A 10,532-nucleotide genomic window follows, 5' to 3' on the forward strand; every position below is an offset into this window, starting at 1 on the left:
GCCTCGATCTGCCGGGAGAGGTCCGGCGGCACCTCGGCCTGCCCGGCGAGCAGGGCCGCGCGCAGATCGATGCAATCGCGCAGCACCGACAGCAACAGCGCGGGGGAGCGCTCGCACTGGCCGCCGTCGGGGAGCAGTTGTTCCCTCAGGGCCTCCTGCAGCAGGCCCAACCCGCGGTCCAGCCAGTCCGCGCAGCCGGGCAGGCAGAGCCCGGCGTAGCAGAGCCCCTTGGCGGCGGTCACCAGGGCGGCGCCGGTGAGCCCGGCGGGCAGCACGGCGGCGAGGTGGCGGGCCTGACCGGCGGCACTGGCGAGCATGGCCTGGCGGAAGGAGACCTCCGCACTGGCGGCGAAGAATTCGTACTGGCTGAACCAGTGGGCCAGGCGTTCGGCGGTGACCACCGGATGCCAGGCCGTCGCCGACCATTGGCGATTGTGATCGATCCAGTCGGCGACCAGGGCCCGCGCCTTGCGCCTCGGCGCATCGCCGCCCGCGGCCCGCAGGTCGCGCAGCCAGGCGAAGCCGTGCAGGCGCTTCAGCCAGGGCTGCTCCATGCCCAGCGGCGCCCAGAGCGGCGCCGGCTTGTGCAGGCTGCGGCCGAGGAAGTGGAAGTGATCCTCGACGATGGCCAGACCGCGTTCGGCTCTGCCCGGCCAGGGGTCGGGCGGCACCAGGCGGACCTCCGCTGGCGGTGTGCCGCTGCGGTGCCAGGGCGCCTCGGGCAGGCCGTAAAGCGGGCGGCGCAGGGCATAACCCAGACGGCTCCAGGCGAGCTCCGGCGGCAGCAGGCGCCAGTGGCGGTAACGGTCGAACAGCGGGGTGCCGGGTCCCCGGGCCGAGCCTTGATCCGGGTCTCGGTCTGGGCTCTTGGCGGTCTTGCGGCCTGCGCTCATGCCGGCCCCACTGGGGTTGTCGCTGTAACGGTCGGCGTAACTTTCCGCTTGGCCGCCCACGGTTTTCAGCGTCCGCCGCGCAGCCGCTCGATATTGCCGGCGTAGGCCTCGGGCCCGCCTTTGAAGGTGGCGGTCCCGGCGACCAGCAGGTCGGCGCCGGCGGCGGCGGCCTGGGGGGCGGTTTCCATATTGATGCCGCCGTCGACCTCCAGGTCGATGGTGCGCCCGCAGGCATCGATCTTGCGCCTGAGGATCTGCAGCTTGTCCAGTGTCGAAGGAATGAACGATTGGCCGCCGAAGCCGGGATTGACGCCCATGCAGAGAATCAGGTCGATGTCCTCGAGCAGCAGGTCCACCACGTCCACCGGGGTCGCCGGGTTCAGCGAGACGCCGGCCTTCTTGCCGAGCGCCTTGATCATCTGCACCGTGCGGTGCAGGTGCGGCCCGGATTCCGGATGGACGGTGATGATATCGGCGCCGGCCTTGGCGAAGGGCTCGATGAAGGGGTCCGCTGGGGCGATCATCAGGTGGACGTCGAACACCAGGTCGGAATAGGGCCGCAGCGCCGCCACCATGTCCGGGCCCAGGGTCATGTTGGGCACGAAGTGGCCGTCCATGACGTCGATGTGGACGTAGTCCGCGCCGGCCTCGGTGATGGCCCGGACCTCTTCGCCCATACGGGCAAAATCGGCGGCCAGGATGGAGGGGGCGATGCGGACGGCTTGCTGCATGGGCTCAGGGGTCCCGGTGATGGTCGTTGCCGACACTAGGTATCAGCAAGCCCTGGCACCCGCAACCCGGGGCGCCGCGGCGCAAAAGGGGGTAGGGGCTTCGGTTCACGGCCCCGGCTGCTATGATCGCAAGATCTACCGGCCTTGGGGGGAAAGGAGGCAGGCCATGTTTGCACGCAGAGCTTTGGCGGTGGCCGCGGCGTTGGGGTTGGCGTTGGGGGTCTTGGCGCTTGTTCCAGGCCCGGCAACGGCGACCATCAAGGGGAACAACCAAAACCAGCAGGACCAGGAAGGCCGCGACGGCCATTCGCGCCACGAGGGCGTCCGCCTGGACTATGTTCCGGTGGTCGTCGACGATCATGTGTCTCTGCGCATAAACACCGTGATCGTCATCCAGACCCAGTTCATCCATGTGTCGCCGACGTCCCCCGGCGTCGACTACAAGAACCTGGATGTCGTCGATGTCGGCAATGTCCCCCTGCTCGGCGGGCTGTTCGGCGACCGGCTGGACGCCGACGACTTCAATCAGGGCAACAGGGTCGGTTCGGCCTTCCTCGCCGGGGCGAACAGCCTGGCGGCGGTCATCGTGGACGACGTCGTGGTGCCCGATGTTCGGCCGACCGTCGTGAACGGGAAAGGCAGCTATGAGATCGCCGGGACACCGCAACTCGTCGAAACGGCGCCGACCGACATGGGCGAACTGGTGGAACTGCCGGTGATCCAGAACCTGATGGCCGGCAACCTGACCGCGGAACAAACCATGGTGATCGCGGGCATCACCGCCACTTCGGTGCCCGACAACGCCGACAAGGTGCCTTTCCTGGGCGACATTCCGGTGCTGCAAAGGCTCTTTCTGGGAAGCGTCCACCGCGGCGACGACCAGGAACTGCACATCCTGATCCGCCCCTCCATCGTCATGGGCGACGACGACGGGTCATAGCACGCAGACCGAACCATGAACGGACGGTCTTCATCCGTCCCGCGATGCTGACGGACGACGACGTGCCGTAACCCACCCGTTCCTGCATCAAAAACCATTCCGATCCGGCCCGGTCTGACTGCGGCTTTCCCGGCTTTTGGCTGCAAGGCGCGGGGGAATCCGCCTGTCTGCGCGACCTCTACACTGATGCCGATCCACGCATCCACCAATGAAGGCAATATCGGATAAATTAATGTATGCATTGACGTATGCTTGATGCCTGGGTATTTTCGCTGTGGTCCTTGCCCGGGCCCAATGATCGGTACCGATGTCGCCAAAGGGAGGAAAAGATGCCGTTGAAGCGCCGTGCAGTGGCTCAGTTGAGTGCAGCCTTGTTTGTTCTTGTTTCAACCGAGGTTTCGGCGGACGTGACCTTGATGGTCCAAACATCCACCCAATCCGGCGGTTACTCCTTCCAGTACCTCAATGAGCACTGGGTTCCCAAACTGAAGGAGATGACCGGTGGTGAGGTCGCCATCGAGTTGACCCCGATCAAATCGATTGTCCCGCGCAACGAGACGCCGGAAGCCGTGGCGGCCGGTGTGCTCGGGGGCGATCTGACCTCGATTGCCTATTTCTCGGGACGCAATCCTGCCTTTGCGATCCTCGGTGATCTGATCGCCGGATACGACTCGCCCGCGCAGGTTCAGGAGTTTTGCCGGGCCGGTGGCGGGGCCGACGTCCTGCAGGAGCTCTGGGACTCGACGCTTCCCGGCATGATCAAGGTGATCGGCTGCGGCGCGGTGTCGAAGGAAGCCTTGGTGTCGAAGGTCCCCGTACGCGGTGTCGACGACCTTAAGGGGTTGAAGATCCGCTCACCGGAAGGCCTTGCCGCGACTGTGTTCAAGGCGGCGGGCGCGAGCCCGGCAAACATCCCTTTCTCAGAGGTCTTTACCTCGCTTGAGAAGGGCGTTGTCGATGCCGCCGATGCCTCCGCCTATGTGAACAATGACAAGAACGGTTTTCACCAGATTGCAAAGTTTCCGCTCTACCCCGGCATTCACTCCATGGCCGTACATCAGTTCACCGTATCGGCGTCGACCTGGGCAGGACTGAGCCCGAAGGCGCGCACCGCTATGACCGACTGGTATTACGAAGCTTACGCCGACCTCTTGAAGGCGCTTGATGAACAGGACAAGGCCTTGGTCGCGCGGGACATGGCGGACCCCCAGATCGAAGTGATCGACTGGCCGCAGGCGGAGCGCGACCGTTTCAGGGCGATTGCTGTCGAGGCGTGGAAGCAAACGGCAGCGAAATCGCCGGAGGCCGAAGTGGCCTTGGCGGCGCACCTTGCCTCCATGAAGTCGAAGGGCTTGCTCGACTGACTCCGCCCGGCTGCCTCTGCGGCGACCCTCTGCAACACCGGATCTCCAGCGCCTCGAACCAAGGGCATGCGCGCTTCATTCTGTCACATGGTCGGCCGCTTGTCGGTCCTGCTCGGCAAGGCCTGCGGCATCTTCTACCTGACCGCTATCGGTCTTTCGGTCTACGAGGTCTTCACGCGTTACCTCCTTGGTCAGCCGACGGTCTGGACGACGGAAGCGGTCATGGCGTGCTGTGCGACCGCCTGGATGCTGTCGGCGGGTGCGATTACCCAGCAGAACCGGCACATCACCGTCACCAGTTTGGAACTCCTTGTCGGCCCCTCTGTCTGGTCGGTGCTGCGTCGCATAGCGCTGGCGTTCAGCCTTGCGGCCGTCGCCGGCCTTGGCTGGGCGATGTGGGGGCCTGCGCTCAGATCCCTTGAGAAACTCGAGAGGTCCGGCAGTGCCTTCAATCCTCCCTTGCCGAGCTACCTGAAGGCACTCTTGCTCTTTGCCTGCGTGGTTTTCGCAGTCCAACTGATTGCAAAGCTCATCGCACCGCGGCCGGCCCGGCCGCCGCTCTGAGCGCGCGCGAGGCGGCCGACCCCGTGGGCATCGAATCCATCACGCTTCTGATGATCGCGAGTCTCTTCGCGCTGATGGCGCTTGGCGTGCCGCTGGGCGCGTCGACGCTGCTCATATCGGTCGCTGCCGCGCTGCTGAAGTTCGGGCCGCCGGGGTTGATCCTGATCTCCTCGAACGTTGTCGCGGTTTTCGGCAAGTACACCCTGGTCGCGGTGCCTTTCTTCGTGTTCATGGCCAACATCCTCGAACGGTCCGGCGTTGCCCGGGACCTGTTCAACTCCATGGCCGTTCTCGGTGGACAGATGCGCGGCGGTGTCGCGGTCCAGACCGTGTTCGTCAGCGTGGTGCTGGCGGCCATGAGCGGCATCGTCGGCGGCGAGATCGTGCTCCTCGGCCTCATCGCTCTGCCGCAGATGTTTCGCCTGGGCTACGACCGCAAGCTTTCGATCGGAACGATCTGCTCGTCCGGCGCGCTGGCGACCCTGATTCCCCCCAGTGTCGTCTTGATCGTCTACGGTGCCGAGGCGGGGGTTTCCGTAAAGGACCTCTTCACCGCCGGCTTCGGACCGGGACTGCTGCTCGCCAGCCTCTACACAGCCTACATCGTTATACGCTGCCGGCTGAACCCGGCCCTTGGCCCCGCCTACGACGCGCCGGAAGCGGCGCTGCCCTTCGCCCGGCGCCTCGTCTATCTGAAGGGTTTGATTCTGCCGCTGATCCTCATTGGCGGCGTTCTGGGATCAATCTATGCCGGCGTGGCCACTGTGACCGAGGCCGCGGCCATCGGGGCCGTCGGTGCCTTGCTTATCGCGATTCTCCGCCGGGAGCTGACCGTCGAGAGCCTGCGTTCGGCGTTGTGGAGCACGACCATCACGACCGGGTCGATCGTCTGGCTGATCGTAGGCGCGGTCAGCCTGGTCGGCATCTACAACGTCATGGGCGGCACCCGCTTCCTCGCCGGGCTGCTGACCGGGATGGAAGTCCAGCCGCTGGTGGTCGTCCTCGTGATGATGGGCATCATCATGATTCTCGGGACCTTCATGGATTGGGTGGCCATCGTGTTCATCACCGTTCCGGTCTTCGCGCCGGTGATCGTGGACCTCGGCTATGATCCGGTGTGGTTCGGCATCCTCTTCGCGATGAACATCCAGATCTACATGCTGTCGCCGCCCTTCGGACCGGCCTGCTTCTATCTGAAGAGCGTGGCGCCCAAGGACGTGACCCTGCAGGAGATCTTTGTCGCGGTCTTGCCCTTCATCGGTCTGCAGATCGTCGGGCTGGCTTTGGTTATTCTGTTTCCGCAGATCGCCTTGTGGCTGCCCTACCTGGGAAAGTGACGGAGATGCGCAATGCTTTCGCCCGGCGACGATGACGATGCACCGGTTTATGAATTGGGCTGGTGGCCGGAGGTCCTCGGCATAGCCGGGACCGCGGCCCTGCTGGCTTTCCTGATCGGCTATGCGAGCGGGTTCATGTGAACTGTGCCCGCAACCGGGTCAGCGGCGTTTCAGCCTGCAGGCGTAGAAGCCGTCGAGGCCGCCGCCCTCGTCCCAGTGGCAGGGCAGGCTGCGGAAGTCGCCCTCGGCGGTGATGGCGTCGGTCATCCCGGGCAGTTCGGCGGGTGCGACGGGGACACGTTCCAGATCCTGGTGTTCTGAGAGCAGGCGGGCAATCCGCTCCGACCCCTCTTCGGGTTGCAGCGAGCAGACCGCATAGACCAGCAGGCCGCCGGGCTTGACCATGGTGACCGCATTGGCCAGCAGCCGGTCCTGGGCGGCGCTCAGCGCGGCGACGTCCTTTGGCCCCTTCAGGTGCGCGATGTCCGGGTGCCGGCGCAGCGTCCCGCTGGCCGAGCAGGGGGCATCCAGCAAGACCGCTTCGGCCGGCGCCGGCGCTTGCCAGGCCGCGGCGTCCGCTGCGACCGTGGCGGCGCCCAGGCCCAGGCGCTCCAGGTTTTCGACGAGGCGCTTCAGGCGGTTCTCGCTGCGCTCGACGGCGATGACCTCAGCCCCGGCGGCGGCAAGCTGGGCGGTCTTGCCGCCCGGCGCGGCGCAGAGGTCGATCACCGTCTTGCCGGCCACATCGCCCAGCAGGCGCGCCGGCACCGCCGCGGCGGCGTCCTGCACCCACCAGGCGCCCTCGCCGTAACCCGGCAGGCGGGCGACTTCGCCCTGTCCGGCGGCCAGGCGCAGGCTGCCGCCCGGCAGGATTTCCGCATCCAGGGTCTTTGCCCAGCGGTCCGGGCTTTCCTTGCAGGAGAGATCGAGGGGCGGTTCGCGCAGATGGGCGGCGGCCAGGGCGCGGGCCGTCGCTTCGCCGTAGGCGGCGCACCAGGGTTCCCAGAGCCAGTCCGGCGTGTTGAGGCGGGCGTCGTCCTGCGCCGCCACCAGGGCTTCGCCCTCCCGCGCCAGGCGGCGAAGCACGGCGTTCAGGAGGCCGCGCTGGCCGGCATGGCGCGGCCCGCGGGCCAGTTCGAGGCTGGTGCTCACCGCCGCGTGCGCCGGGGTGCCGAGGAACAGCAGTTGCGCCGCCCCGAGGCGCAGGATCTGGCGCAGGATCAGGTCTTTGGGCTTGATCGGCCGGTCCAGGCAGTGGTCGAGGGCGGCGTCGATCTGGCCGAGGCGGCGCAGCACGCTGGCGACGAGCAGGCGGGCGAAAGCGCGGTCCCGGGTCGACAGGTCGTTCAGCGCCGGGGTCTGCGCCAGCGCTTCGTCGAAGGGCCGCCGCCGCTCCAGCACCGCGCGCAGCAGCGCGAGCGCGGCCTTGCGGGCATCAATGCCCTTCGTACCGGCATCGCCGGATTGATCGGGATCGTTCATGCCTTGCCATAAGGCCCGGAACGAAGGACCGCAAGCCCCGCGACCAGAAGGTCCCCGGTCAGGGCGCCACGCGGTGCGGCTTCAGCTTGTCCCAGTCGAAGGTGACGCCGATTCCCGGCGTGTCCGGCGCCACGGCAAGCCGGTCCTCCACCACCAGGGGCCGGGTGGTGTAGGCGTCGATGGGAAAGCTGTGCACCTCCAGCCAGCCGGCCCGGGGGTCCTCGGGGGCCGTCTGGCCGGCGAGGAGGCTGACGTGCAGCTCCTGCATGCCGTGGGAACAGACGGGCATGCCCTTGGCCCGCGCTTGCTCGGCCACTTTCAGCCATGTGGTGATGCCGCCGCAGTTGCCGGCATCGGGCTGGATGAACGACAGGCTTGCCCGGTCGAGGGCGGCCTCGAACTCGTGAATCGTGTGGAGGTTCTCGCCCATGGCCAGCGGCACGCCCGTGGCGGCGGCGATGCGGGCGTAGCCCGCCAGATCTTCGGGGATGATCGGTTCCTCGAACCACAGGATGTCGAAAGGCCTGAAGGCCTCGGCGGCGGCGATGGCCCGCTCGACGGAGAGGGCGTAGTTGGCATCGACCATGAAGGTCGCCGCCGGCCCGATCAGCTCCCGCACCGCCCCGGCCCGCGCTACATCTTCCTCAAGTGACTCGCGGCCGACCTTGATCTTCACGGCGTCGAAGCCTTGGTCGAGATAGCCGCGAACGCTGGCCAGCAGCTTCTCCAGGGAAAAGCCCAAGTCGATGCCGCCGCGGTAGGCCTTGGCCCTGCGCCCGGCGCCGCCGGCCATCTGCCAGAGCGCCTCGCCGCGCTGCTTGCCGCGCAGGTCCCAGAGGGCGTTGTCGACGGCGGAGATGGCGAAGGCGGCGATGCCGCCGCGGCCGACATAGTGCAGATGCCAGTCCATCAGGTGGAAGAGCGCTTCGACCTCCGTCGCGTCCTGGCCGGACAGCAGCGGCGCGAGGTCGTGCTCGATGAGCGCCAGGATGGCGTGGCCGCCGCGCCCGCCGGTGTAGCAGTAGCCCACCCCTTCGTCGCCGTTGCGCAAGGCGACGCGCACGGTGATCACCTCGAAATGGGTGTGGTCGCCGTGCTTGGCGTCCGTCAGCACCTCTTCGAGAGGGATCGCAAAGAGCGCGGCTTCCACCCGCGCGATCGACGACCCGTCCACTCTATCCTCCGCCTGCGACTCGTTTTGGCGGACAGGCTAAAACCTTTCCTGGGGGCATTGAAACGCTTCTGATCGATGGTGTAGCTGGGGCGCGGCTGTGCCGCAGCGGCTTACCCCCAGGGGCGGGCGGTCTGCGGGGCCGTCTGGCCCATTTCCTCCGCCATCTGGCGCAGCCGCTCGATGCGGTTGGCGGTGCGCGGATGGGTGGTGAAGAGGCCGTCCATCTGGTTGGCGTGGAGGGGATTGATGATGAACATATGGGCGGTGGCGGGATTGCTCTCGGCCACCTGGTTGTCGATGCCCTGAGCGGCGCGGTCGATCTTCTGCAGGGCCGAGGCCAGCCACAGCGGCTGGCCGCAGATCTCCGCGCCCATGCGGTCGGCGGCATACTCGCGGGTGCGGGAGATCGCCATCTGTACCAGCGCGGCGGCCATGGGCGCCAGCACCATGATCAGAATCACCCCGATGAAGCCCAGCGGGTTGTTGCGGCTGCCGCCGAAGAACAGCCCGAAGTTGGCCAGCATGGAGATCGCCCCGGCGATGGTCGCCGTGATGGTCATGGTCAGGGTGTCGCGGTTCTTCACGTGCGCCAGCTCGTGGGCCATGACGCCCGCCAGTTCCTCGGACGACAGCCGGCGCAGCAGCCCCGTGGTCGCCGCCACGGCGGCGTTCTCCGGGTTGCGGCCGGTGGCAAAGGCGTTGGGCTGATCGTCGTCGATGACATAGACCCGCGGCATGGGCAGGGCGGCGTTGGTCGCCAACTGCTCGACGATGCCCACCAGGGCTGGGGCGCTGGTCTTGTCGACCTGGCGCGCGCGGTACATGCGCAGCACCATCTTGTCGGAGTTCCAGTAGGCGAAGGCGTTCATGCCCAGGGCGATGACGAAAGCGATGAGCATGCCGCCGGTCCCGCCCAGCAGAAAGCCGACGGCGAGGAACAGGCCGGTCATGGCCGCCATCAGAATTCCGGTCCGCAGGCTGTTCATCGTCTCCGCACCAAAGCGTGTCTGGTCCTATCGCGTTTGGTTTCCAAGCATTTTCAGGGGGCTGCCCAAAGCTCCCCTGGCTCAGGTGGGGGTCTTTGGACCGGGCGTCAAGGCTTGGCGCCGGCCCTCTGCGATGCCATATAACAGGGGATGTTCGAGAAATTCACCACCCGCCGCCCGGAGCCGCGCAAGGGGCCCGTGGAGCCCTTGAAGCCCGTGCCCGAAACGGCCGATGCCAAGAGCCCGGAATCGGGCAAGGCGAAGGCCGCAGAACAAGCGCGCCCCAAGGAGATCGACGGCCCCAGCGGGCCGGAGCCGACCCGCTATGGCGACTGGGAGCGCAAGGGGATCTGCGTGGATTTCTAGCGCGGCGTGTTGCCTTGCCTCGCACTGCTGAGATTGACCAGGGCGACTCCGACCACCGTCAGCACCATCCCGGCCAGGGCCAGGGGGCCGAAGGTCTCCCCGAACAGCGGCCAGGCGATCAGGGCGGTGACCGGCGGGGCCAGGAAGAACAGGCTGGAGACCCGCGAGGCCTGGCCGCGCTGGATCAGCCAGTAGAGCAGGCTGACCGCCCCCAGAGACAGCACCACCACCAGCCAGGCCAGGGCGAAGACGAACTCGGCCGTCCAGGCGATGCTCCGCTCCTCGAAGGCCAGGGCGAAGACACCGCAACCGGCCGCAGCAGCGGCATATTGAATGACCGAACCGCTACGCAGGTCCATATCGGCGCAGAAGCGCTTCTGATAAAGGGTCGCCGCGGTGATCCCGAGCAGCGCCAGGAGGGAGAGCCCGACCCCTTCGGCGGTGCCCAGTCCGGCCGCCAGCTTGCGCCAGACCACCAGCGTCACTCCGGTGACCGCCAGTACCAGGCCGCACCACTGCGCCGCGGTGACCCGCTCCCCCAGGACCATCCCGGCAAGGGCGGCGACCAGGACCGGCTGGATGCCGACGATGAGGGCCGAGACGCCGGCCTTGCCGGGATGGTCCTGGGGGAGCGGGTCACCGCGGCGCAGTGGTGCGGCCTGGTACTGGCGGTCACCGGAGTGACGCTGGTGAAG

General features: G+C 67.1%; 12 protein-coding genes. 6 read left to right on the plus strand and 6 right to left on the minus strand.

Annotation, left to right across the window (positions count from 1 at the left end):
* Window positions 1–893, minus strand: an 893-nt coding sequence (locus tag Q0996_RS18415) for a heparinase II/III family protein (protein ID WP_299623094.1), incomplete at its 3' end; no start/stop codon positions are given.
* Between the two features lie 65 nt (window positions 894–958).
* Complete coding sequence (gene rpe / locus Q0996_RS18420) at window positions 959–1,624, minus strand: ribulose-phosphate 3-epimerase (RefSeq protein WP_299623097.1); 666 nt, start codon at window positions 1,622–1,624, stop codon at window positions 959–961.
* Window positions 1,625–1,790: 166 nt separating this feature from the next.
* On the opposite strand from rpe, the gene Q0996_RS18425 reads away from it, so the two are divergent.
* The 5 genes from Q0996_RS18425 (at window position 1,791) to Q0996_RS18445 (ending at window position 5,970) form a co-directional block, all read left to right on the plus strand.
* On the plus strand, window positions 1,791–2,564 hold the full coding sequence (locus Q0996_RS18425; protein ID WP_299623100.1) for a hypothetical protein: 774 nt from the start codon (window positions 1,791–1,793) through the stop codon (window positions 2,562–2,564).
* Between the two features lie 329 nt (window positions 2,565–2,893).
* Window positions 2,894–3,928, plus strand: coding sequence for a TRAP transporter substrate-binding protein DctP (gene dctP, locus Q0996_RS18430; protein WP_299623103.1), 1,035 nt, complete (start codon window positions 2,894–2,896; stop codon window positions 3,926–3,928).
* Between the two features lie 66 nt (window positions 3,929–3,994).
* Window positions 3,995–4,492: a TRAP transporter small permease subunit gene (locus Q0996_RS18435; protein WP_299623106.1), complete on the plus strand. Its 498-nt coding sequence runs from the start codon at window positions 3,995–3,997 to the stop codon at window positions 4,490–4,492.
* A gap of 23 nt (window positions 4,493–4,515) precedes the next feature.
* The gene (locus Q0996_RS18440; RefSeq protein WP_299623108.1) at window positions 4,516–5,829 is read left to right on the plus strand and encodes a TRAP transporter large permease subunit; all 1,314 of its coding nucleotides are present in this window, start codon (window positions 4,516–4,518) and stop codon (window positions 5,827–5,829) included.
* A 12-nt stretch (window positions 5,830–5,841) separates the two neighbouring features.
* Window positions 5,842–5,970 carry a hypothetical protein gene (locus Q0996_RS18445; protein ID WP_299623111.1) on the plus strand — a complete coding sequence of 43 codons (129 nt, stop codon included), beginning with the start codon at window positions 5,842–5,844 and terminating at the stop codon, window positions 5,968–5,970.
* Window positions 5,971–5,988: 18 nt separating this feature from the next.
* On the opposite strand, the gene rsmB is transcribed toward Q0996_RS18445, so the two are convergent.
* From rsmB to htpX, 3 genes are all read right to left on the minus strand, one after another.
* Window positions 5,989–7,311, minus strand: a complete 1,323-nt coding sequence (gene rsmB, locus Q0996_RS18450; protein WP_299623114.1) for a 16S rRNA (cytosine(967)-C(5))-methyltransferase RsmB — start codon at window positions 7,309–7,311, stop codon at window positions 5,989–5,991.
* A gap of 58 nt (window positions 7,312–7,369) precedes the next feature.
* Complete coding sequence (locus Q0996_RS18455) at window positions 7,370–8,485, minus strand: mandelate racemase/muconate lactonizing enzyme family protein (RefSeq protein WP_299623117.1); 1,116 nt, start codon at window positions 8,483–8,485, stop codon at window positions 7,370–7,372.
* A gap of 110 nt (window positions 8,486–8,595) precedes the next feature.
* On the minus strand, window positions 8,596–9,471 hold the full coding sequence (htpX, locus tag Q0996_RS18460) for a zinc metalloprotease HtpX (RefSeq protein WP_322096750.1): 876 nt from the start codon (window positions 9,469–9,471) through the stop codon (window positions 8,596–8,598).
* Window positions 9,472–9,621: 150 nt separating this feature from the next.
* On the opposite strand from htpX, the gene Q0996_RS18465 reads away from it, so the two are divergent.
* A complete protein-coding gene (locus Q0996_RS18465) occupies window positions 9,622–9,837 on the plus strand; it encodes a DUF1674 domain-containing protein (protein WP_299623119.1) in 216 nt (71 codons plus the stop codon).
* Here Q0996_RS18465 and Q0996_RS18470 read toward each other — a convergent pair.
* On the minus strand, window positions 9,834–10,532 hold a 699-nt coding region (locus tag Q0996_RS18470), incomplete at its 5' end, for a DMT family transporter (protein ID WP_299623121.1). The genes Q0996_RS18465 and Q0996_RS18470 overlap by 4 nt on opposite strands.

Origin of the sequence: Pelagibius sp., from assembly GCF_028289705.1 — a bacterium.
GTDB lineage: Bacteria > Pseudomonadota > Alphaproteobacteria > Kiloniellales > Kiloniellaceae > Pelagibius.

Bases quoted from the DNA above. Each gene is read 5' to 3' on its own strand.
- rpe (WP_299623097.1), bottom strand. From the start codon at position 1,624: ATGCAGCAAGCCGTCCGCATCGCCCCCTCCATCCTGGCCGCCGATTTT.
- Q0996_RS18425 (WP_299623100.1), top strand. From the start codon at position 1,791: ATGTTTGCACGCAGAGCTTTGGCGGTGGCCGCGGCGTTGGGGTTGGCG.
- dctP (WP_299623103.1), top strand. From the start codon at position 2,894: ATGCCGTTGAAGCGCCGTGCAGTGGCTCAGTTGAGTGCAGCCTTGTTT.
- Q0996_RS18435 (WP_299623106.1), top strand. From the start codon at position 3,995: ATGCGCGCTTCATTCTGTCACATGGTCGGCCGCTTGTCGGTCCTGCTC.
- Q0996_RS18445 (WP_299623111.1), top strand. From the start codon at position 5,842: ATGCTTTCGCCCGGCGACGATGACGATGCACCGGTTTATGAATTGGGC.
- rsmB (WP_299623114.1), bottom strand. From the start codon at position 7,311: ATGAACGATCCCGATCAATCCGGCGATGCCGGTACGAAGGGCATTGAT.
- htpX (WP_322096750.1), bottom strand. From the start codon at position 9,471: ATGAACAGCCTGCGGACCGGAATTCTGATGGCGGCCATGACCGGCCTG.
- Q0996_RS18465 (WP_299623119.1), top strand. From the start codon at position 9,622: ATGTTCGAGAAATTCACCACCCGCCGCCCGGAGCCGCGCAAGGGGCCC.